This is a genomic window from Tistrella arctica (assembly GCF_039630945.1).
GTDB classification, from domain to species: Bacteria; Pseudomonadota; Alphaproteobacteria; order Tistrellales; family Tistrellaceae; genus Tistrella; species Tistrella bauzanensis.
The window spans coordinates 104,932-128,045 of the sequence record NZ_JBBKTV010000002.1 but is presented as its reverse complement, the minus strand read 5'-3'; the positions used below and the strand labels follow the sequence as shown (position 1 = coordinate 128,045).

Annotated in this window: 18 protein-coding genes; 8 read left to right on the top strand and 10 right to left on the bottom strand. The window is 68.7% G+C overall.

The genetic code is table 11. The features are described 5' to 3' along the window. Positions 1-5: 5 nt before the first annotated feature. Positions 6-782, top strand: a complete 777-nt coding sequence (locus WG924_RS04660) for an IclR family transcriptional regulator domain-containing protein (RefSeq protein ID WP_345931854.1) — start codon at positions 6-8, stop codon at positions 780-782. Between the two features lie 17 nt (positions 783-799). Here the strand turns inward: WG924_RS04660 and WG924_RS04655 are convergent, their stop codons facing one another. Together WG924_RS04655 and WG924_RS04650 are read right to left on the bottom strand one after the other, a co-directional pair. Beyond that, on the bottom strand, positions 800-2,389 hold the full coding sequence (locus WG924_RS04655; RefSeq protein WP_345931853.1) for a class I adenylate-forming enzyme family protein: 1,590 nt from the start codon (positions 2,387-2,389) through the stop codon (positions 800-802). A gap of 69 nt (positions 2,390-2,458) precedes the next feature. Beyond that, on the bottom strand, positions 2,459-3,271 hold the full coding sequence (locus tag WG924_RS04650) for a crotonase/enoyl-CoA hydratase family protein (RefSeq protein WP_345931852.1): 813 nt from the start codon (positions 3,269-3,271) through the stop codon (positions 2,459-2,461). Positions 3,272-3,413: 142 nt separating this feature from the next. Between WG924_RS04650 and WG924_RS04645 the strand changes: the two genes are divergently transcribed. Beyond that, positions 3,414-4,223: a transcriptional regulator gene (locus tag WG924_RS04645; protein WP_345931851.1), complete on the top strand. Its 810-nt coding sequence runs from the start codon at positions 3,414-3,416 to the stop codon at positions 4,221-4,223. Between the two features lie 37 nt (positions 4,224-4,260). Here WG924_RS04645 and WG924_RS04640 read toward each other — a convergent pair whose 3' ends face one another. Both WG924_RS04640 and gcvA read right to left on the bottom strand, forming a co-directional pair. Beyond that, entirely contained in the window at positions 4,261-5,022 is a 762-nt protein-coding gene (locus WG924_RS04640) for a sporulation protein (protein WP_345931850.1), read from the bottom strand. A gap of 142 nt (positions 5,023-5,164) precedes the next feature. Beyond that, a complete protein-coding gene (gcvA, locus tag WG924_RS04635; protein ID WP_345931849.1) occupies positions 5,165-6,103 on the bottom strand; it encodes a transcriptional regulator GcvA in 939 nt (312 codons plus the stop codon). Between the two features lie 277 nt (positions 6,104-6,380). Here gcvA and WG924_RS04630 point away from each other — a divergent pair, with 277 nt between their 5' ends. From WG924_RS04630 to WG924_RS04610, 5 genes are all read left to right on the top strand, one after another. Then, complete coding sequence (locus tag WG924_RS04630; RefSeq protein ID WP_345932256.1) at positions 6,381-7,334, top strand: DUF1338 domain-containing protein; 954 nt, start codon at positions 6,381-6,383, stop codon at positions 7,332-7,334. Positions 7,335-7,565: 231 nt separating this feature from the next. Then, complete coding sequence (gene amaB, locus WG924_RS04625; protein WP_345931848.1) at positions 7,566-9,098, top strand: L-piperidine-6-carboxylate dehydrogenase; 1,533 nt, start codon at positions 7,566-7,568, stop codon at positions 9,096-9,098. 124 nt (positions 9,099-9,222) lie between these two features. Continuing rightward, positions 9,223-10,500: a pyridoxal phosphate-dependent aminotransferase gene (locus WG924_RS04620; RefSeq protein WP_345931847.1), complete on the top strand. Its 1,278-nt coding sequence runs from the start codon at positions 9,223-9,225 to the stop codon at positions 10,498-10,500. A gap of 69 nt (positions 10,501-10,569) precedes the next feature. After that, positions 10,570-12,216, top strand: a complete 1,647-nt coding sequence (locus tag WG924_RS04615) for an acetolactate synthase large subunit (protein WP_345931846.1) — start codon at positions 10,570-10,572, stop codon at positions 12,214-12,216. 68 nt (positions 12,217-12,284) lie between these two features. Then, positions 12,285-13,538 (top strand): lipopolysaccharide biosynthesis protein, encoded by a 1,254-nt coding sequence (locus WG924_RS04610; RefSeq protein ID WP_345931845.1) that lies wholly within the window; start codon positions 12,285-12,287, stop codon positions 13,536-13,538. Here the strand turns inward: WG924_RS04610 and WG924_RS04605 are convergent. The 6 genes from WG924_RS04605 to WG924_RS04580 all read right to left on the bottom strand — a co-directional run bounded on the left by WG924_RS04605 (position 13,533) and on the right by WG924_RS04580 (position 21,308). Then, complete coding sequence (locus tag WG924_RS04605; protein ID WP_345931844.1) at positions 13,533-14,699, bottom strand: glycosyltransferase family 4 protein; 1,167 nt, start codon at positions 14,697-14,699, stop codon at positions 13,533-13,535. The two genes, WG924_RS04610 and WG924_RS04605, sit on opposite strands and share 6 nt — an antisense overlap. 124 nt (positions 14,700-14,823) lie before the next feature. Next, on the bottom strand, positions 14,824-16,140 hold the full coding sequence (locus WG924_RS04600; RefSeq protein ID WP_345931843.1) for a GAF domain-containing sensor histidine kinase: 1,317 nt from the start codon (positions 16,138-16,140) through the stop codon (positions 14,824-14,826). 150 nt (positions 16,141-16,290) lie between these two features. Then, entirely contained in the window at positions 16,291-17,235 is a 945-nt protein-coding gene (locus WG924_RS04595; protein WP_345931842.1) for a 3'-5' exonuclease, read from the bottom strand. A 100-nt stretch (positions 17,236-17,335) separates the two neighbouring features. Then, complete coding sequence (locus WG924_RS04590) at positions 17,336-18,262, bottom strand: thioesterase family protein (protein ID WP_345931841.1); 927 nt, start codon at positions 18,260-18,262, stop codon at positions 17,336-17,338. An 86-nt stretch (positions 18,263-18,348) separates the two neighbouring features. Beyond that, positions 18,349-19,056 carry a LuxR C-terminal-related transcriptional regulator gene (locus WG924_RS04585; protein WP_345931840.1) on the bottom strand — a complete coding sequence of 236 codons (708 nt, stop codon included), beginning with the start codon at positions 19,054-19,056 and terminating at the stop codon, positions 18,349-18,351. Continuing rightward, positions 19,053-21,308, bottom strand: a complete 2,256-nt coding sequence (locus tag WG924_RS04580; RefSeq protein WP_345931839.1) for a sensor histidine kinase — start codon at positions 21,306-21,308, stop codon at positions 19,053-19,055. Before WG924_RS04580 ends, WG924_RS04585 begins: the two co-directional genes overlap by 4 nt. A 347-nt stretch (positions 21,309-21,655) precedes the next feature. On the opposite strand from WG924_RS04580, the gene WG924_RS04575 reads away from it, so the two are divergent. Next, the gene (locus tag WG924_RS04575) at positions 21,656-23,107 is read left to right on the top strand and encodes a site-specific integrase (RefSeq protein ID WP_345931838.1); all 1,452 of its coding nucleotides are present in this window, start codon (positions 21,656-21,658) and stop codon (positions 23,105-23,107) included. The last annotated feature ends 7 nt before the right edge of the window (positions 23,108-23,114 follow it).

Below are 23,114 nucleotides of genomic sequence, written 5' to 3'. Positions count from 1 at the left end.
GTCCGATGATCGACCAGACCTCGCCTGATTTCGTCGCATCCTTTGCCCGTGGTCTGTCGGTGCTGCGCGCCTTCAGCGCCGATGCGCCGCGCCAGACCTTGAGCGAGGTGGCGGAGCGGACCGGCTTGACCCGGGCCGCCGCCCGGCGCTTCCTGCTCACCCTGGAAGCGCTCGGCTATGCACAGAGCGAGGGCCGCCATTTCCGGCTGACGCCTCTGGTGCTGGATCTGGGATTTTCCTATCTGTCGTCGCTCGACATGGCCGATACCCTTCAGCCATGGTTGCAGCGGGCCGGCGACGCATTGAACGAAAGCTGCTCGGCCGCCGTGCTGGATGGCAGCGACGTCATCCATATCGCCCGCGCCGGCGGCCCGCCGCATGTCCTGACGGTGAACCTGGCGGTCGGTGCACGGCTGCCGGCCCATTGCACCGCCATGGGCCAGGTGCTGCTGGCACATCTGGCGCCACCGCGCCGCAACGTGCTGTTGCGCAGCCTGGGCTTCGAACCGCGCACCCCCGCCACCATCACCGACATGAAATCGCTCAGCGACCGGCTGGCCGAGGTCCGGGACCAGGGCTATGCGCTGTCGGATCAGGAACTGGAGCCGGGGCTTCGCGCGCTGGCCGTGCCGCTGCATGATCGCAGCGGCACGGTGATCGCGGCCATGGCGGTCAGCACCCATAGTGCCCGCATGTCCACCGACCGGCTGCTGGCCGTGGGCCTGCCCGCACTTCAGGACGCGGCCCGGGGCTTCGATGCGACCCAGGCGATGCGCGGCTGACCGGCTCCGTGCCGGTATCAGCCAGGTCTGCGGTGAGTGTCGCGCAAGGCCTTGCGATTGATCTTGCCAACCGCAGTCTTCGGCACCGCGTCGACCACGATCACCTGCCTCGGCTTTTTGTAGCCGGCCAGCCGCTCACCCGCGAAGCTGCGCAGGGTCTCGGCCAGCGTATCCGGATCCGCCGCCAGATGGGCGTGGTCGGGGCGCAGCGCCACCACCGCGGTCACCGCCTCCACCCATTGCGGATCGGCAAGGCCGATGACCGCGCATTCGGCCACCGCCGGATGCGCCGCCAGCACGTCTTCCACTTCCCGCGGATAGACGTTATAGCCGCCGGTGACGATCATGTCCGAGGTCCGGTCCAGCAGATGCAGAACGCCGCGGTCGCAGATCCGGCCGATATCGCGGGTGCGCATCCAGCCGTCGGGCATCAGGGTTTCGGCGTTCAGGGCCGGGGCGTCCAGATAGCCGATCATGCGCGACGGACCGCGCAGCGCGATTTCGCCCGGCATGCCCGGCGGCACGTCATGGCCGGCCTCGTCGATGATCCGGATCTCGACATCCAGCGACGGCCGGCCGGCGGCGCCCAGAAGCTCGGGCACATGGTCTTCGGGCCGGAGCACGGCGATGGTCAGCGGGCATTCGGTCTGGCCATAATACTGCCAGAACCGGTCCTGCCCCCACATCGCCATCGCCCGCTCGATCACCGGTCGCGGCATCGGCGAGGCGCCATAGATGATGTAGCGCAGCCGCCCCAGATCGACCGCGGCCGCACCCGGGCGGTCCAGCAGCATGGCCAGCATGGTCGGCACCAGATTGATCGCGCTGATCCGGCCGCTGGCCAGATGAGCCAGAAAGGCATCGGGCTCGAAGCCGCGCATGATCACCGTGCGGCCGCCGCGCAGCCAGAAGGGCAGCACGAACACGCCGCTGGCATGGATCAGCGATGCCGCGTGCAGCATCGCGTCGTCGGGGCCGGCGGGTAGCAGGTTCAGCAGAACGTTGCGGCAGATGGCGGCATAGGAGCTCTGGGTGTGCTGGGCGGCCTTCAGAGTGCCGGTGGTGCCCGAGGTGAACAGCGTCAGCACGACATCATCCGGGCTGACCGCGATCGCGGGCGGGGTCTCGGCCAAGCTCGCCGCCTGCGCCAGCAGATCGGTGCCACCGCCCTCGGCTGCGCCAAGGCTGAGCAGGGCGAGGCCGGGCACGGCGGCAGCCAGTTCCGCCGCCCGGGCCGCCAGATCGGGGCCATAGACCAGCGCCGAGACGCGGGTGTCGCGCAGCATCTGGGTGTGTTCGCGCGCCGATAGCCGGCTGTTCAACGGCACGCGGTTGATGCCGGCTCGCACGCAGGCGAAATCCAGCGGCACACTGAGCAGGCCGTTGTCGACCAGCAGCGCCACGCGGGCGCCATGACCATGACCCAGGGCATGAAAGGCATTGGCCAGCCGGGCGCTCTGCCGGTCGACATCGGCAAAGCTGAGGGTGGCGCCCTCGAACTCGATCGCGACCCGGTCGGGATGCTGACGGGCGCCGCGGTCGATCAGGTCGCGATAGAGCGGGCCGGACGCGCCGGCAGTGATGGTATCGATGGCGACGGCAGACATGGGGTCTTTTCCTGGAAGATGCCGGAACAAGGACAGCGCCGCGCCGCTATGGGCGGCACATGCCGGGATTCAGTCTTCAAACCGGCCATGGCGGCCAGCGCCGGCGACGAACCGGTCGGCACCGGCGATCGCCTCCTGGAACACGATCGGATAGCCGCCGGCGCCTTCCGCGCGCAATGCCTCCGCCACCGGCAGATCCCATTGCGCGACGGCCGAGCGCCGATCGGCGCGCATGCAGGCCTGCGGGAAGGCCGCGATCTCACGCGCCAGCGCCTCGGCGGCGGCGCGGGCATGGCCCTTCGCCACCACCCGGTTGGCCAGCCCCATGGCCAGTGCCTCGTCGGCGGCGACCGGCCGGCCGGTCAGGATCATGTCCATCGCCCGGCCATGGCCCACGATCCGCGGCAGGCGCACGGTGCCGCCATCGATCAACGGCACGCCCCAGCGGCGGCAGAACACCCCGAAGACGGCATCCTGTTCCGCGACGCGCAGATCGCACATCAGCGCCAGTTCCAGGCCACCGGCCACGGCATGGCCGGCGATGGCCGCGATCACCGGCTTGTCCAGCACCATCCGCGTCGGCCCCATCGGTCCGGGGGCGGTGCCTTCGGCCTCGATCTGGTTGCGGCGCGCGGGGTCGCCCAGCGCCGACAGGTCGGCACCGGCGCAGAAACAGCCGCCATCGCCCCACAGCACCACCGCCCGCACGGCATCATCGGCCATAGCCGCGGCGAAGGCGTCGCGCAGCGCCAGCGCCGTCGGCCCATCCACCGCATTGCGCCGCTCCGGCCGATCTAGGATGATCGTGGCGATGGTGTCGGCCACCTCGACCCGCACCGGCGGGCGCGTCGGCCCGTTTTCAACCTCTGTCTGCTCCGTCATCCGATGCCCTCCCGTTGAATGCTTCTGTTTGTGACATTTAATGACAACACGTGAAACATTTCAAGCCATCCCTCCACAAGCCTCTGATCGGACGCCGGAATGGGCGGCCGCACAAGCCGCGGCGGCGGCGGCCGGCCTGACATTGACGCCGCCCAATGCCAATGAGCTGGTGCTGGACCTGCTGGCCACCCATGATGCCCACAGCCTGCCGCTGCGGCCGCTGCTGCGCGCCGGCGTCCTGTTCGGCTTCAGCGACCAGACCATCCGGGTGGCGTTGAGCCGGTTGAAGCGCGACGGCCGGGTGGTGACCACCGCGCGCGGGGTTTACGCCCTGCCGCCCGGCGGGTCGCTGCTGATGCGCGAGGTGGAAGGCTGGGGGGCCAAGGAAGCCCGCGCGGTCGCCTGGACCGGCGCCTGGATCGCGGTGGCCGATGGCGGGCTGGACCGCACCGACCGGCCCTTGCTGCGCCGGCATGAACGGGCGCTGCGGCTGCGGGGGTTTCAGGGCTTCGCACCGGGCCTGCATCTGCGGCCCGACAATCTGGCCGGCGGCACCGGTGCCGTGCGGTCCGATCTGATGGCATTGGGGCTGGCCCCGACGGCGCTGGTCTGCCGCCTGGACCAGTTGTCGACGGACGACGAGCGCCGTGCCCGGGATCTGTGGGATCTGCCCTGTCTGGCCGCGGGCTATCATGCCCTGCTCGATCTGGTCGCCAGCGGCGATGCCGCGCTGGATGCCAGCGATGCCGGGCAGCTTGCCGCCGAACAGGCCGCCGCCCAGGCGCTGACGCTGGGGCGGGTGGTCATCCGCAGCCTGATCCGCGACCCGCTGCTGCCGGATGCGATGCTGCCCGCCGCCGACCGTCGCCGGCTGGCGGCAGCCGTCGCCGCCTATCAGCGGCGCGCCAAGCATCTGTGGACCTGGCTGCTGACCACATGGGCGGCGGGCTGAGACGCCAGACGATCAAGGCGTCAGGCGACCACGCGCCTCAGGCGACCATCGAGCCCTTCAGGCGCCCGATCTCGTCGCGCAGCAGATCCAGCACCCTGTCCGGCCCCTCGGCCAGCACCTGGTCGTTCACCTGCAGGCTGCCCTCTTCCTCGTGGGCGCGGCTGAACAGGCCACCGCGATTTTCCACCGTCACCGCAACGTCGACACCGTCGTCCTTCTGCGTGAAACTCAGATCCACACACTCGACCCGCACGTCCTTCAACGACATCGGGCGGAAGCGGAACCGCTGGAAGAACGGGCACGGATCGCCCGGCACATGCTCGACATCCGATTCGGCCAGCCGGAAATCCAGAGCCTCCATCGCATCCAGCACCGCCGCGGTCCAGCGGTCGGGCAGCAGGCGCACGGCGTCGCCATCGCCGGCATCCGCGGCCCCCTCCACCACCACATGGGTCCGCAGGCCGGCGGTGCTGACGCCCAGCGACAGGGGGGCGTGCCGGGGGATCTCCATCTTGAACGGCAGCGTGATGGCGCCGCCGGGCTCCAGTGTCATATCGGTCGCGGCGGTCGCCGCCGCCAGCAGGATCAGGCCGTGATGCGGCTCACCGCCCTTGTCGTCATGGATCAGCGCCCGGACCACCAGATCCAGCGTCACCGCCTGGATCTGCAGGATGCTGGTGCCGCCTGCGATTTCAATAAGGCCTTCCAGCATATGGCCGACCATGACCTCACGGTTGGCGACCACCGTCTCGACCTCCAATCCCGGAGCCCCGGTCCCTGTCAGCATTGTATTGAGCATGGCGCTGGTCATCCCTGTGGTGCTGGCGGCCCCGCCGACGTTTGATTTGATCAGTGTGAACCCAGGCATTGCAAGATGCGAGGGCCGTCCGACATTTGCCACGACCTGTGATCACGACCGCCGGCCCCGGCCGCTTTATGTCTCATCCGTCACCACCCGCCGCCTGCAGCACCCAGTCGCGGAAGGTCTCGACCGCCGGCTGGCCTGCCTTGGCATCGGGAATGACGATCCAGTACGACTGATCCGACACCACCGCCCGGTCGAACAGCACCTCCAGCCGGCCGGATGCCAGTTCATCCTCGACCAGAACCCGTGGCAGCAGGGCGGCCCCCAGCCCCGATGCGGCCGCCTGGGCGATCATGGCGAACTGCTCGAACACCAGCCCGCGCATCGCCTCGGGCGCCTCGATGCCATGCATGGCGAACCAGGCCGGCCAGGCCGCCGGCCGGGTCGATTGCTGCAACAGCGGCAGGCGGGCCAGATCGGCCATCGCCAGCCGCCCATGTGTCAGCCCCGCCGCGTGGCTCGCCCGCCAGACCGGGCTCGCCACCGGCACGATCACCTCGCGCATCAGATGATGGCCGCGCGCGCCCGGCCAGTCGGGGCCGCCGAAATGGATCGCGGCATCGAACGGCTCCGCCGCGAAATCGAAGGGTGACAACCGGGTCGCGAAATTGATCGAGATGTCGGGGTGGCGCGCGAAGAAATCGGGCAGACGTGGCACCAGCCAGCGGGTGGCGAAGGTCGGCAGGGTGGCAAGGTTCAGGATCCGCCCGCGCCCGGCCAGCGCCATCACCCGGTGCGTCGCCTCGCCCAGCTCGCCCAGCGCCCGGCGGACATCGGCCAGATACAGCCGGCCGGCATCGGTCAGCGTCACCCGCTGACGCACCCGCACGAACAGCGCCAGCCCAAGCTGCGCCTCGATCTGCCGGATCTGCCGGCTGATCGCGCTCTGGGTCAGGTTCAGTTCGGCCGCGGCACGGGTGAAGCTTTCGTGCCGGGCCGCCGCCTCGAAAGCCAGCAGCGCGCCCAGTGACGGGATCAGACCGCGTTTCGACGGCAGGTCATTCCCAAAACTCATGATCCCCTCAGCTTTCATCGCTTCACCAACGGCCCGCAGCATCGCACACTCTGCCCGCGGTCGCATCCTGATCCCCGCCGGACGGGCCGGAAGCGGCAGTCCGATCCGTGTATCACGCCCCCCGGATGCGACCGCGACCACAGCACCCAGACGCCCGACCTTCAGACACATGCTTGCAGGAACGATGCCTCTCATGACCAATCGTCATGCCACCATCCTTCATCGCCTCATCGCGCCGGGTCTCGGCGCCAGTCGGGCCGATGCGCTGCTCGATACCATGGTGGTGCACCCCGCCCTGCTCGGCGCCACCGGCGACAAGGCATCGCGGGCGCTGGTGGCCCAGGCCCTGAACATGCTGCTGTTCGCCGATCTGCTCGACCGGGTGCCGGCCGCCGCCGCCTATGTCGCCGGCCGCATCGCCGCCGGCGGCACGGTGTTTCACGATCATGGCGCGGTGCGCACGGTGGCGATCGCCGGCCAGGGTGCCCTGCCCGGCGGCGAGGCCGCCATCCTGCGCATTCTGGAGCCGCTGGGCTATGCCCGCGCCGGCCATTATCCGCTCGATCGTCTGAAGATGACCGGCCGGTCCTATGCCCAGAAGGATCTGCCCGAAGACATCGCCCAGTTCTTCATCAGCGAGTTGCACCCCGAACGCTTCGGTCCCGATTTCGAGGCCGTGGTGCGCCGCGTCACCGGCACCGCCCGCGATCCGCTGACCCCCGCCGCCGTCGATGCCCTGGCGCGGCTTGCCGCCGAAGGCACCCTGCCGGTGGCGGAGGCCGCGGCGATCCTGCCGGTTCTGGTCGGCTGCTTCGATCGCCAGCACGACATCCCCGCCCTTGCCGACTATCAGACACTGAAGGCCGCTTCGGCCGAAATGGCCTGGATCGCGACCGAGGGCAATGCCTTCAATCACGCCACCGACCGGGTGGCCGATGTCGATGCCCTGGCCGCGGCCGAGCGCGCCGCCGGCCGGCCGATCAAGGACAAGGTCGAGGTCTCGGGGTCGGGCCGGGTGCGCCAGACCGCCTATCGTGCCGCCGAGGTCGCGCGCGACTTCCGCCTGCCCGATGGCGGGGTGATCAACCGCGTGGTGCCGGGCAGCTTCTATGAGTTCATCACCCGCGATCCGCTGCCCGATGCGGCGGCGGTGGAAGCCGGGCGACGGCTCGATCTGGGCTTCGACAGCAGCAATGCCCAGGGCATCTTCAAGATGACCACAGCCGCCTGATCACCTCCGCAGACCACCCGCCCCGCTGTCGGCCGGCCTGCGGGCGAGAGCCGGCACGTCAGACGTCAGAACCAAAGATCGCCGAACAACCTATTGAAAAAACGTAATCATTGATTTCGGTGATGCCTCCTGTCCCGGCGATGATCAACTGACACTCGGACTGACGGGTCGCGCGGCGTATGATCACGCCCAACCAGAAGTCTCCGCCCCCATTCTCAAGGAACGCTCTCCATGACCCGCGACACGGCCATCCGGCCCTCCCCCGCAGACGAGGCCCGCGCCGTTCTGAAGCGTCTGGGCGTTGCCGATGCGGTGCTGACCGCCGGCGACCGCATCGCCCGCTCGCCGCTCGATGGCGCCGAGATCGCCCGGCTTGCCGATACCTCCGCCGACGAGGCGCGCGCCGCCATCGGCCGCGCCACCGATGCCTTCGCCCGCTGGCGGCTGGTGCCGGCGCCGGAGCGCGGCCGGCTGGTCGCCCTGATCGGCGACGAATTGCGCGCCGCCAAAGAGGATCTGGGCCGGCTGGTGACCCTGGAAGCCGGCAAGGTGCCGGCCGAGGGGCTGGGCGAGGTTCAGGAGATGATCGACATCTGCGACTTCGCCGTCGGCCTGTCGCGTCAGCTCCATGGCCTGACCATCGCCACCGAGCGCACCGACCACCGGATGATGGAGACCTGGCACCCGCTGGGGCCGATCGGCGTCATCACCGCGTTCAATTTTCCGGTCGCGGTCTGGTCGTGGAATGCAGCACTGGCGCTGGTCTGCGGCAATCCGGTGATCTGGAAGCCGTCGGAGAAGACCCTGTTGACCGGGCTTGCGGTGACCGCCCTGTTCGAGCGCGCGGCCAAGCGCCACGGCAATGTTCCCGATGGCCTGGCCGCCCTGCTGATCGGCGGGCGCGACATCGGCGAGATCCTGGTCGACGACCCGCGGGTGCCGCTGGTCTCGGCCACCGGCTCCACCGCCATGGGCCGCATGGTCGGCCCCCGGCTCGCCAGCCGCTTCGCGCGCTCGATCCTGGAACTGGGCGGCAACAACGCCGCGATCCTTCAGCCCTCGGCCGATCTGGAACTGGCGCTGCGCGGCATCGCCTTCTCGGCGATGGGCACCGCCGGTCAGCGCTGCACCACGCTGCGGCGGCTGTTCATCCATGACAGCATCCATGACAGCTTCCTGCCCCGGCTGAAGGCGGCCTATGCCTCGGTGAAGGTTGGCGATCCGCGCGAAGCGGGTGTGCTGGTCGGGCCGCTGATCGACAGCGCCGCCGGTGAGGCGATGGAACGCGCGCTGGCCGCCGCCCGCGCCGCCGGTGGCACCGTTCATGGCGGGGACAAGGTCGAGGTGATGGGCCAGGGCGCCTATTACCGCCCGGCGCTGGTCGAGATGCCCCGGCAGACCGACATCGTCCGCCACGAGACCTTCGCGCCGATCCTCTATGTCATGCGCCATCATGATCTGGCCGAGGCGATCGCCGCACAAAACGATGTGCCGCAAGGGCTTGCCTCGTCGATCTTCACCAATGACATCAGGGATGCCGAACGCTTCCTCTCTGCATCCGGCTCGGATTGCGGCATCGCCAACGTCAATATCGGCCCGTCCGGCGCCGAGATCGGCGGCGCCTTCGGCGGCGAGAAGGAAACCGGCGGCGGCCGCGAGGCCGGCTCCGACGCCTGGAAGGCCTATATGCGCCGGGCCACCAACACGATCAATTACGGCAGCACCCTGCCGCTGGCCCAGGGCGTCACCTTCGACATCGGCTGACATACGGCCGGCCCCACCCGTCCGTGCCCCCCATGCCGTCCTGACCTGCCCGCCTGGCGATGGCGGGTGCCCTGATCCGGCACCCGCCGCCATCCACCCGGCGGCGAAACCGGAGCCCCCGCCCATGACCGCGCCCGACCTCACCGGCGGCCCTGCCGCCGCCGGATCGCATAGCCATGTCCACACACGGCCGGCATCGGGCTTCAACCCGGCGCGGCGCCTGGCCGGCATCGGCGTCTCCGAGATTCTGGCGATCGGCGCCCGCGCGGCAGCTATGGGCGGTGACGTGATCATTCTGGCCGCCGGCGAACCCGATCTGCCGACCCCCGCCCATATCCGCCAAGCGGCGGCCGATGCGGTCGAGGCCGGCGCCACCCGCTATGCGCCGCTGACCGGCACCCCGGCGCTGAAGGCCGCGATCCGCGACAAGCACCGCCGCGACAACGGGCTCGACTATGCGGCCGACGAGATCATCATCGGCGCGGGTGCCAAGCAGGTCATCCACAACGCCTTCATGGCCAGCCTCGATCCCGGCCGCGAGGTTATCATTCCGGCGCCGTTCTGGACGTCGTATCTCGATCAGGTGACACTGGCCGGTGGTCATGCGGTGACCCCCGCGACCACGGCCGGCAATGGCTGGAAACTCACCCCCGACACGCTCGCCGCCGCGATCACGCCGCGCACGCGCTGGCTGGTGCTGAATGCGCCGTCGAATCCGTCCGGGGCTATCTATTCAGACAGTGAACTCAAATCATTAGCGCGTGTTCTTCATCTGCATCCGCATGTCTGGGTTCTGTCTGATGATATCTATGAGCACATTCTGTATGACGGCCGGCGCTTTGCCACCATGGCCGCCGCCGATCCGGTGCTGGCCGGCCGCACCCTCACCGTCAACGGGGTGTCCAAGGCCTATGCGATGACCGGCTGGCGGATCGGCTGGGGGGCCGGGCCGCGCGCCCTGATCGCCGCGATGGCCGCGATCCAGAGCCAGAGCACCTCCGGCGCCGCCACCCCGTCGCAGGCGGCGGCCACGGCGGCGCTGAACGGCCCGCAGACCGTGCTGGCCGATCATCTGGCGGTGTTCGCCCGCAGGCGCGATCTGGTGATGACGGGATTGAACGCCATCCCCGGCATCACCTGCCCGCCGCCAGAGGGCGCGTTCTATGCCTTTGCGGATATCAGCGGCCTGATCGGGCGCACGACACGCGATGGCACGGCGCTTGCCACAGACGCGGATGTCGCGCGCTGGCTGCTCGACGGCGCGCGCGTCGCGCTGGTGCCGGGTTCGGCCTTCGGCCTGCCTGGCCATCTCCGGCTCTCGTTCGCCGCCGCCGACGACGTGCTCGCCGATGCCCTTGGCCGTATCGGCCGCCTGATCGGAGAAAATCTCGTGTTTGTGTGACACGCACATGCGGGCATCGGTCGGCGATCCGTGTTTAACTGTGCGCGTGCCGCTCAGGGAGACCAGACCATGACCAAAGCCTCCGATCTCGTCGTCCAATGCCTGGAAAGTGAAGGGGTCGAGTATGTGTTCGGCGTGCCGGGCGAGGAGAACCTGGACTTTCTCGACAGCCTGTCGCGGTCGGAAACCATCCGCCTGATCCTGACCCGGCATGAACAGGCCGCCGGCTTCATGGCCGCGACCTATGGCCGCCACACCGGCAAGGCCGGCGTGTGCCTGTCGACCCTGGGCCCCGGCGCCACCAATCTGGTCACCGCCGCCGCCTATGCCCAGCTCGGCGGCATGCCGATGATGATGCTGACCGGCCAGAAGCCGATCAAGAAATCGAAGCAGGGCCGGTTCCAGATCCTCGACGTCGTCGACATGATGGGGCCGATCACCAAATATACCCATCAGTTCGCCTCCGCCGACAACATCCCCTCGCGCATGCGCGAAGCCTTCCGGCTGGCCGAAGAGGAGAAGCCCGGCGCGGTTCATCTGGAACTGCCCGAGGATATCGCGCGCGAGATCACCGACAGCCAGCCGATCCCGGCCAGCCTGAAGCGCCGGCCGATCGCCGAGGCCAAATCGGTCAGTGCCGCGATCCGGCGGATCGAGGCCGCCCGCGCGCCGATCCTGGTCATCGGCGCCGGCGCCAACCGCACCCAGACCAGCCGCATGCTGACCCGCTTCGTCGAGAAGACCGGCATTCCCTTCGTCACCAGCCAGCTCGGCAAGGGCGTGGTCGATGAGCGCAGCCCCCATTTCGTCGGCTGTGCCGCGCTGTCCTCAGGCGATTTCGTCCACCGCGCCATCGAGGCCGCGGATGTCATCGTCAATATCGGCCATGACGTGATCGAGAAGCCGCCCTTCTTCATGAAGCCCGGCGGCACCGAGGTCATCCATGTCAACTTCCGCTCCGCCGAGGTCGACCCGGTTTATTTCCCGCAGATCGAGGTGGTGGGCGACATCGCCAACGCCATCTGGCAGATGGCCGAGGAGATCGTCCCCAATCCCGAATGGGACTTCTCGTTCATGCACACCGCCCGCGATGCCGGTGCCGCCAATATCGCCCGCGATGCCGGCGATGCCCGTTTCCCGATCTATCCACAGCATCTGGTCGAGGTGGTGCGCGGGGTGATGCCGTCCGACGGGATCATCGCGCTCGACAATGGCGTCTACAAACTGTGGTTCGCGCGCAATTACCGGGCGCATCAGCCGAACACCGTGCTGCTCGACAACGCATTGGCCAGCATGGGCGCCGGTCTGCCATCGGCCATGGCCTCGCGTCTGGTTTATCCTGAGGCCCGGATCATGGCGATCTGCGGCGATGGCGGCTTCATGATGAACAGTCAGGAGCTGGAAACCGCCGTCCGGCTGGGCATGCAGCTTGTGGTGCTGATCCTGAACGACAATTCCTATGGCATGATCCGCTGGAAGCAGGCCGATATGGGCTTCAGGGATTTCGGCCTCAGCTATGGCAACCCGGATTTCGTCGCCTATGCCCAGGCCTATGGCGCCCATGGCCACCGGGTGACCGATGCGGCCGGCCTGCCCGATCTGCTGCGAACCTGCCTGGAGGCGCCGGGCGTTCATGTCATCGACTGCACGATCGATTATTCCGACAACGACCGCATCCTGAACCGCGAGTTGAAGACACTCAGCGCCGCCATCTGATCCGCATACCATACCGCCCCCGGAACCCCACCGCCGTGCTGCTTGCCGACCGAGCCGATAGCCGCCTGATGCGTCGCCTGCACCGCCTTGTCGGCGCCGGCGGCCAGCATCTGATACCGCCACTGATGGCACTGGTCGCCAGCGTGCTGGTGGTGCGCAGCGGCGGCGCCGGCCAGGGCGGGGCCAGCCTGTGGGGCGAAGTGGTCCGCCACATGCTGATCATCGGGCTGGCGGCGGCGGTGGTGAACTGGGGGGTGCGCGATTACCTGGTCCGCGCCATGGCTCACCACCCGGGCCAGCGGGTGCAGATCTGGCAGCGCGATGTCGCCACCCGCAGCCTGCTGCTGCTGCCGCCGGCCATGGTCGCCATGTGGCTGGCCCTAGCCTTGACCGCCGAACCCGGCCAGCGTCTTGGCAGCGCCGACGCCGTCCTATCGGGCATCTGGCTGATCACCATGGTCACCGCCGGCCATTTCGAAAGCCTGGGCGTGCATCAGGGCCGGTTCATGGGCGGTTTCAAGGCGGATCTGGTGGTCGGCGCGGTGGTGATCGTGGTGCTGCTGGTGGCGGCGGTGGCCGATGCCGGGCGCCATCTGTCGCCCGGCCGGCTGCTGTTGCTGTTCACCCTGGCCGATATGGCGCGCACCAGTTGGCGGTTCCGGGTGTTCCGCGACACGGTCGGCCGACCGCCACAGACCCTGCCCCCCGGCGGCGGCTGGCAGCAGATGATCGACCGCGACCATCTGCGGCGCACCTGGCCGTTCTGTCTGGTGGCGTTGACAGGGCTGCTGGCCAGCCGCGCCGACACCTATCTGGTCGGCCTCTACCTGCCCGCCGCCGATCTGGGCATCTATCAGGTCAATGCCAGCGTGTTCCAGGCGGTGCAGGTGATCAGCGCGCTGATGGCCATGACCGCGACCCGCAGCATCTATCGCCTGCAGGCGGCATCCGTCGCCCGCATGGCCCGCCGCCATCTGCTGATCGGAGCGGGGCTGATCGCGGTGGCCATTCCCGCCGCATGGGGGCTGCTGACCGTTGGTATGGGGTTCGAGGTCGCGGCCCTCCTGCCGGTTCTGGGCGGGCTTGCGGCCCTGCCCGGCTTCTATGTGCTGCCGGTGCTGCTGCATGGCTATCGTCGCGGCTGGGAACGCCGGATCGCCTGGCTCAGCCTGGGCAGCACCGTGATCATCGTGCTGGCCGGCATGGCCCTGATCCCGCGCATCGGCATGGTCGGTGCGCAGGCGGCAAGCCTTGCCGGATCGCTGGTCCAGGCGGCGATATGCATGACGGTCCTGCGCGGCCGCAGGCCGGCGCGGTCATAGCCCCCGCGGGTCTGCAGGTCGCCGCGCCAGCCCCCGCGGGCGCCGCGCCAGACAGTCGTCGAATATCGCGGCCGTCCGCTCCGCCGCCTGCTCCCACGAAAAGCGCGCGGCATTGGGAAACCCGCGCGCGACCAGCGCGGCACGCGCCGCCGTGTCGTGATACAGGCCAAGAACCGCATCGGCCATGGCCGCCGCATTACCCGGCTCAACGAAAATCGCCGCATCCCCGGCCACTTCGGGCAGCGCCCCGCGACGGGTGGTGATCACCGGGCAGCCGCTGATCTGCGCTTCCAGGATCGGCAGCCCGAAGCCTTCATATTCCGACGGCATTACCAGACACAGCGCCCGGCGGTAATAGGCAGCCAGCACCGGTGTCGGAACCCCGTAGAGGCAGACGATGCCGGTATCGCCCGCGGCCATCAGCGTCTGCGCCAGTGCCCCACGCGGATCCGTTCCCAGAATCACGGTCCGGATGCCCGCCCCGTGCCACAATGTCGCGGCAGCATCCACCACCATCCGGGGCGATTTATGCGGCAGCACGCTGGCGACCATCATCACGAACGGCTCGGCCACCGTGATCATGGCCCTGTCTATCGGATCATCATCGGGTGTCGCCGCCGAAAAGCCGGGCCCGGCAGCCTCCGGCACCACATGCAGTCTTCCACCGACCGGCAGCTTGCAGAAGCGGATATCATTGGCGGTGGCCTCGGACACCGAAATAACCGCGTCGGCCGTCCTCGCCGTCATCACATCCATGACGCGGCGATAGCGCGCCTGATGGCGGTCGACACGGTCGGGCACCATCGCATAGATCAGATCATGGATGGTCACCACCTTGGCAAACCAGCCCAGGACCGGACCGGCATTGCCGGAGCTGAACATAAGATCGACGCGATCCTTGAGCGCCAGAACCGGCAGCGCCGTCTGTTCCCACATCACCCGCTTCAAACGGCCGCCGAAAAGCGGCACCGTGACCAGACGCACATGGTCTGCCAGGTGTTCGGGCACCACATGTCCCGCCTGTGCATAAAGCACGAACCGGTAACGGTTAAGCGCCACCAGAGCGTCAAGAAGCGACCAGGAATATGTGGCCATGCCCCCCGGAATGCCGGGCGGCAGAAAGCTGAAGTTGAGGCCGATCACATTCATTGAGTCAGACACGGCACCAGGGTTGAGGCAGGTCGCATGCGAGGATACGCCTCAAATGCAATCGTTTTGCCAGATGGCATTCGTCGACGGTGTGATTGTCCGCTGAACGTGCCTTTGCAGGCACGGGACGTCGCCGCTAGGCCCCCGGCAGGGACACCCGCACCATGAATCCGATACCGGCGGAGGGCCGGTTGACGATCGACAGACCCCCGCCCTGCCCTTCCGCAAGGCGCCGGCTGATCCGCAGCCCCATGCCGGAGCTTCCCCCCTTTTGGGCTGTCTCCGCCCCGGACGCCTCCGGCAATTGCCGTGGATCTTCCAGATCGTGGGCCAGCACGCCATGGCCTCCCTGCACGCGCTCAGGCGCCACCCCCGGTCCATCATCGCTGATCGAGAAGCCGACCGTGCCGGCGGGCTCGGACAACAGGTCGAGCCAGACCGTACCGCCGGAGGCTGTGTATTTTATCGCATTCGCCAGCAGATTGACCGCGATCTGCTGCACGGTCGCAGGATCGGCGCGCATCGGCAGCGGCGCCGCCCCCATCCGCACATCGAGCCGCAGGCCCGCATCCAGCGCCAGACCGTGCACCAGCCGCAGGGCCGCGTCCAGCGGCTCGCGCAGGTCGGTGGCGCCGAGAGCGGCGGCGTCGCCACGGCGGCCGGCTGATGGCGTATCAAGCAGGGTGTTGACCAGCTTCAGCATCCAGCGGCCGCCTTCGTCGATGGCGCCCGCCCATTTTCGCGGCTCGGCCGGCACCATCGGGTCGACAGCGATCAATGCCGCGTAGCCCATGATTGAACACAATGGCGTGCGCAGTTCGTGAACCAGTTCCGGCACTGCCCGGCCCGGCACCGCCACCATGTCGGCCAGACGCGCCTGAACGCGGCTCGACAGGTCGATCTGCTGCCTGAGGCGGGCATGACTGCCCATCAGGTGCAGACGGTCGGCAACCAGCGCTGCATGGGCAAGCAGAAGCCGCGATTCGGTCGGCGTCAGACCATCGGGCCGGAGGCTGGTGTCGATCACGCACAACGTGCCAAGGGCGGTGCCATCGTTCAGGCGGATCGGCGCACCGGCATAGAAGCGGATGAACGGCGCGCCGGTAACCAGAGGATTGCTGCGGAACCGGGGGTCGCCCACCGGATCGCGGACTTCCAGAATGCCCTTCTGGCACAGCGCATGGTCGCAGAACGCCCATTCCCGTGGGGTTTCGCGGGCATCGAGCCCCGTGCGCGCCATGAACCACTGCCGGCTGGCATCGATCAGCGACACCAGAACGATCGGTGCCGCACAGATGGTGGATACGATGTCGACGATGCGGTCGAGCCCCGGATCCGGCGGGGTATCGAGCACGCCCAGACGATCCAGATGGGCCAGCCGCATGCGTTCAGCCGCGGCGTCACGCGGTGCCACGGCCGGATCGGTGTCGAGCATGTCGTGTTCCGCGATCATCGGCGATCGCCCCTCCTCATCTATGGCGCCCTCATTGTCCCCGGGGCACCCCGATCTCCACCATATTGCCACGGCGAACTGAATGAAGGGTTAAGCACGTGGCGCAAACTGCATCGGACCGACAGCCGCCGCCATGGCGCCAGCACCCTCTTACACCCGGTCGGAGTAGCGGTCGAAAGCCGTCAACCGCCGCACAGGGATATCAAGCTCGGCCCGTCGATAGATCTCCAGCCGGAGGAAGGTCAGCTCGGCCTCGACATCGGCCTCGGCGACATCGCGCCACCACGCCTTGGGCTGACCGTCGGAGCCGTCGTTCCAGCGATAGCCGCGGGCTTTCAGGGCGTCCTTCATGTCGAAGGGGCTGCCTTCGGCGCGGATCCGCATGCTCGCCTGGCGCGCCCCGGCCAGCAGGCTGCCCAGCGCCGTGACGCCCGAAACCGGCAGCGGCCGGGCCAGAACCTCCAGCAGGGCCCGGCAATCCTCGGCGGCCCGATGACCGTCATGGAACAGCCCGGCCTGTGCCAGCAGATAGCCGAGCTTGGTGCCTTCCACGCCCTCGCCCGACCAGTCGATGCCCGATTGCGAGCAGGCCCAGGCCTTCATCCGGAAAATATCCCAGACCCGCTCGACGAACCGGCGATCGAAGCCGGCGTTATGGGCGATCACCACCGATGCCGGCTCGGCGAAGCCCGCAACCTCGATCGGCTCGATCGACTGACCGGCGACCATCTCGTCGGTGATGCCGGTCAGGCGGGTGATCTCGGGCGGGATCGGCCGCCCCGGGTCCTGAAAGGCCGAAAAACTGCCGGTGACCCGGAACACCGTGCCGCCGGGTTCATATTCGAAGGCGATCATACCCAATTCGATGATCGCATCGGTCCTGGGGTCGAGGCCGGTGGTCTCGACATCCAGGATCAGCCCGGTTCGCACCTCGCTGCGGCGCTGGAAATCACCCTTGGCGGCGGCGGTGGAAAACCATTCGCGCGGCGTGATCCGGCGCAGAACGCGATAATCGCCGCTGGCTTCCAGCTTCGCCGCCATGGCCTCCAACGCGGCACGGGCCCGGGCGGATGGGGAGCGGGGACGCGTGGTCATCGGGCCGATGTCACTTGTACAAGACACATCACTTGGACCGGGCCAATCACTTGCGCCGGGCCAATCACTTGCGCCGGGCCAGTCACTTGCGCCGGGCCAGTCATTTGTACCAGACCAGTTGTTCAGATGTGGCGAGCACCGTGCCGGCCGCGTCCCACAGCGTCACCTGCTGGTCGAAAAAACCGTCATGCGCCCGCCGGGCCACCGCTTCAGCCAGCACCGGCGCTCCGCCGATGGTCGCCAGCACCTCCGGACGCGCATGAATATAGGTCGACAGCATAACGGTCGATACCGGCCGCGGGCGACGGTCGAGCAGAAAAACCCGCGGAAACACTGCATCCGCCAGCCCGGCGATGACGGCCACATCGAATGCCGGCTCGTGGCCCGCGGGCCAGTCGCCGGAGCCATCGGGTGCATGATCCGTGTCAGGCGCATGGCGCAGCCATGTCAGGCCCCGGCTGCTGGCGGCGCCCGAAAACGGCTGGCCATCCACCACGCGCATGTCATAGGCGTTGAACCAGCCGGGCATGCCGGGCAGCGGCTTGAAGCGCCGCACCTCGGCCGCCGGCGGCACGGCGGGCATGGCCGAGCGTGGCTCGGTGAAGTCGCCGGTATCGCGGCGCGCGCCGGTGGTGACGGTCGCCTGACAGCACAGAACGTCGCCGCCCTCGCCCGCCTGAATCAGATCCACCTGCCAGAACCCGACCGACCGGCCGATCCGCAGCGGCCGTGTGACGATCCGCAGCGGCCCCTCGGCGATCGGCCCCATGAAGCTGGTGTTGGTGGCGACCACGCCAGCCCCGGCTCCGGCGCCAGCGAGCCACAGGCCTGCCGCCCGCTCGGCGGCCCGTGCCAGCAGGGCCGCGATCCAGCCGCCGAAGGGGCCGATCATGTTCCGCCACAGCGGGTCGGTGCGGCCGCTCCAGGTCTGCTCGCCGCCGGCATCGCCCGACATGAGCTCAAGATCCAGCGAACCCCGGAACGCATCGGCGCGGGCCGCCTGTGTGGCAGGGTCTATCATGGTCATGGGCGGCGGCCTTTCTGGTCCGGTTCCGATGCCCCGCCTGTGTATCATGAAAAATGTCCAGTCGTCAGGTGTCGCCTTGCGCTGGTCTACACCAGCCCGCGCCTCGACGCCTCCAAGGCCGCCTCCGCCCGCGAACAGATGTTGAGCTTGGCGTAGATCGCCTTCACATAGCCTGCGATGGTATGGTCGCTCAACGACAGCAGCCGCGCCACCTCGGCATTGCGCAGGCCCCGCCCCAGCAGGGACAGCACCTCCACCTCACGCGGGGTCAGAACGGTCTCCGGTGTGGTCGGAACATGGGGAGCCGGCACATGGCCATGGCCGTCGGGCTGACGCAGCCGTGCCAGCATCCGCCGGGCGATCGATGGCGACAATGGCGGATCGCCCTGTTCGATCCGGTGCAGATACTGCATCAGCAGCCCGGCATCCTGATCCTTCAACAGATAACCCTGGGCGCCGGCGGCGATGGCATCGAACAGATGCCCGTCATCGTCATAGATGGTCGTGACAATCGTCATCACATCGGGCCGGCTTTCGGCCAGATCGCGGATCAGGTCAATGCCCGATCCGTCGGGCAGTCCCAGATCGACCAGAGCCAGATGCGGACCGCCGGCCGCGCCGGTATCCGCCGGCGGCAGACGATCGGCCAGCAGCGCGCGGGCGCGCGCCAGACTGTCTGCGCTGGCGACCTCGATCCCCGGAAACGTCCTGCGCAGCGTGTCCTCAAGCCACAGCCGGGTCGGCTTCAGGTCTTCGATCACAAACCCATATCGTCCCGCGCCGGCCTCGGTCATGTCCGGCCTCCCGTGGTGTCGCTCGCCCCGACGGTGCCCCTGGCCGGGTGGCACAGCGGCAGATCCAGGGCGACATGCGTGCCCTGGCTGGTTTCGGGAAAGCGCAGAACGCCGCCCAGTTCGATCACCCGGCGGGCAAGATTGCCCAGGCCCAGACCGCCCGAACCGGCTGCACCGGCCTCCGATGCCCCAGCCTCCGATGCGGCGATATCCAGCCCGATGCCGTCATCGCATACCACCAGCCGCAACCATCCGTCGCTCATGCCGATCTCCACCCGTACAGTCGTCGCCTGCGCATGACGAATGACATTGCTGATGATCTCGCGCAATGCCCCGAACAGGTTGCGATAGACCGGATAGTCCAGCATCACCTCGTCGTCGGCGCCATCGTCCAGCGGCCAGTCCAGCGTCAGGCCGGCGGCCTCCAGCCGGCCCCCGGTCTCGTGACGCAGATCGGCGATCACCCGGCCCAGCGGCATGGCGCCACGGGCCAGACCGGCCGCGATGGTGCGAATATCGGCCATGGCCGACCGGATGACCTGTCGGGTCTGCGGCAGATCGGGCTTGTGCAGACCGGTCAGCAGCCGGGCGCCGACATCGTCGTGCAGATCCCGCGCGATCCGGTGACGTTCTTCCGACGCCCCGCGTTCATAGGCGGCGCGGCCTTCGTCGGCATGGACCATCAACTGGGTCAGCTCACGCGCAAGTTGCAGATGGGCCGGTCCGAACAGGCCGCGCCCCCGCCAGGGATAGCCGATGGCCAGCGCCGGCGCATCGGCCGCCGCCGGCAACAGCAGCAGCACGCCGTCGTCCCGGGCCACGGCCACGGCGACGGCGGTTCGCGACGGCGCCAATGTCAGCGGATCGAACAGGCTGCGGATCAGGTCGCGCCAGCGGGCCGCCCGCTCGGCAGGGGTGGCTGTGAAGGCAACCTCGATCACCCGCCGGAACAGTTCATGATCGGGCATCCGCCGGCGCAAGACCATCCGGCGCCACAGCAGATCGCGCAATGGCAGATAGCCGAAGCCCACCGCGATCAGCGACAGGCCCAGCGACGGCCCCTGATCCAGACCGATGACCAGGATCAGCGCCCCGTCCAGCACCAGCAGCAACATGGCGCCCAGGGTATAGAACATCACCCTGAACGCCCATTCATCCAGCTCGAACAGCCGATAGCGCCGCACACCCAGCGCGATGCCGATATAGATCAGCAGAAAGAACCCGAAGGCCAGGCCCTGCGACATCAACTGTTCGCCGCCGAACACCAGCGGCACGGCCATGGCCGATACGAAGACCCCGGCACCCAGCGCCACCGACAGTCCCAGCCAGCGCAAGCCCGCCCGCGCCCGCGGGTCGCGCCGGTTCAGCCGCCACTGCACGCCGATCAGCGCCAGGATCACGATCATCTCGATCATCACCGGCAGATGAATGCCCATCGCCGGCGCGGGCAGCAGCCGTGCGGTATCCAGCACCCACAGCGCGGTCATGGCCACCGCCAGAATTCCGGGCACGATATCGGGCACCAGCCGGCGTGGATACACCAGGAACAGGGCGATCATCGCCACGCCGAAACCCAGCGCGCCCCAGTGGTTGAGCGCCGCCAGCACCCGGAACAGGCTGCCATCCAGCGCCAGTTCCCGCGTGCCATAGATGGCCGAGCAGAAGGCCGACACCGCCAGGGTCGGCGCGCTTAGCGCGAACATCATGGCGCCACGATCATCCTGACGCAGCGCCAGAACCCAGCCGCCGATCAGCATGGCGCCGACACCGGTCACGATCTGCACCCAGAACAGCGCTGGAAGCTGGCCGATCGGCCGCATCGGCGCCGGTGCCAGCCACACCGTCTGCGGCTCGCCCTCCGGGTCGATCAGCGACAGTTGGACCCAGTCATGCGCCAGGATCCCGGCCGCCAGATCCTGCCGGGCCAGCAGATCGACGATCGCCTCATAGGTCGGCAGGAAATCCGGCTCTTCCAGCAGATCCTCGGCCCTCAGCGTCAACTGGCGGCCCTGGCCGTCGGCAATCGCCTGAAGGTGCATGCCAGCCGTCACCCCGGCGGCAGCGGCCGGGCCCTCGGCGGCAACGCCGGTGACCGCCAGTCGGGGTTCCAGCGCCGTCTCGGTCTCGGCGGTTGCCACAAGCCGCAGACCCAGCCAGGGCTGGCCCACCGCGGCCACGACCGACAGCCCGCCCAGCAGCAGACCGGCGGCCAGGGCGCAGAGAATGACGAGGCTCGGAGACCATTTCGGCAAGGGATCGGCCGTGCGCTGAGGGGGATGAGGCAGCGGATGACCGAAAGTTAACACAATCCTAACACTTGACCGCGCGGTTTCTTGCGCATGTCACGAAATGCGGCATCTGACGACCATCCGTCTCACCTGTCAGGCAGTATCCGCGCCTGCCTGCCGCCGCGTGTATATGCGGAAACTATCGTGATTTATGTGGCCATATAATCTGTTGCCCCAAGGCGTTCTGCGGCGTTGGGCGGATTACCCTTCTGTCGCCGCCGGTCGACGCCCGCGTAAAATTGACCGGCGCCCCCCAACCGCCTAGCCTTGGGCGGTGCTGGCGGAATTGATCAGGTGCAGGAGCGGGCGGCATGGCGGCAATGGCCGGGCGGGGTAAGGGCAGAACCGGACGGACGGGCGCCGATGGCGCCGGTGCCGGCGATACCACCGCATCCCGTGCCGGTCGGGCGCAGCCGCGCGGCCGCCGCAAGACCGTGGCCGATGCCCCGGACGGGCAGATCCTGCGGCCGGTCTCACGCATGGTCGCCACCCAGGATGCCGTGCATATGGGCCTGCCCGGTGCGGTGGAAACCGGCGGGCTGGGCGATCTGGATGCGGCGGAGCGCGAAACCCTGCATGTGCTGCTGGGGGCCGGCATCGCCGCCAACAGCCGGCTGGCGCTGGTCAAGGATGCCCGCTATCTGGCCGGCTGGTGGGCGGCGGTCAATGGCGGGCCGATGCCGTGGCCGGCGCCGCCCTCGGCCGTGGTGCGGTTTCTGGTCCATCACCTCTACGACCCGGAAGAGCGCCGCCGCAACCCCGATCATGGCATGCCGCAGGCGGTCGAGGAGCGGATGGTGGCCTCAGGGTTGAAGCGTGCCCCCGGTCCGGCCGCCCCGGCGACCGTCGCCCGCAGGCTGGCGAGTTGGGCATCGCTGCATCGCATGCGCGGCATGAAGCCGCCGACCGAAGATCCGTCGGTGCGCGAACTGCGCCGGCGGCTGTTCCGGTCATCCGACCACATGCCCGGCCGCAAGGCGCCGGCGCCGGTTCTGGCTGACACGCTGGAAGCCCTGCTCCAGACCTGCGAGATCGATATCGACCGCGAGCCGCTGCGGGCGGCACGCGATGCGGCCCTGCTGGCGGTGATGTGGGCCTCCGGCGGGCGCCGGCGCAGCGAGGCCGGGATGATCCGGGTGGAACATCTGCGCCGCGAGCGGCCGCAGCCGGCCGAGATCGCCCCCGATGGCGCGCTGACGCCCGAAGGCGCCGCCAGCGGCTGGCTGCCGGCCATGACCATCGCCCTGCCCCGCACCAAGACCACCCGCGCCATCGATGGCGCGCGGGTCTGGCTGATCGGCCGGCCGGTGGAACTGCTCGATGCCTGGCTTGCGGCATCTGGCATCCGCTCTGGCGCTGTATTCGTGCCGATCGACCGCCATGGCAATCCGCGGGTCACCCCCGACGGTCGCGGCTTCGGCCGCCGTGGCCTCGACGGGTTGAGTGGTCAGGCGGTCGCCCGCATCGTCAAGGCGCGCGCATCCCAGGCGGGGCTGGACCCGCGCGGGATCAGCGCCCATGGCCTGCGATCGGGCTTCATGACCGAGGCTGCGAACCGCGATGTGCCGATCCAGCAGGCCATGGCCCAGTCGCTGCACCGCTCCATCGCCGTCGCCGCCCGCTATTACGACGAAAGCGCCGCCGCCCGTGGCCGCGGCGCGCGCATGATGGTCAATCCGCCCCCAGCGGCGATGCCGCAGGCGGCCACTCCGGCGGCAAAGCCGGAACGGGTTGCGAGGCGCGGGCGCAAACCGCGCCCCTGACCGGATG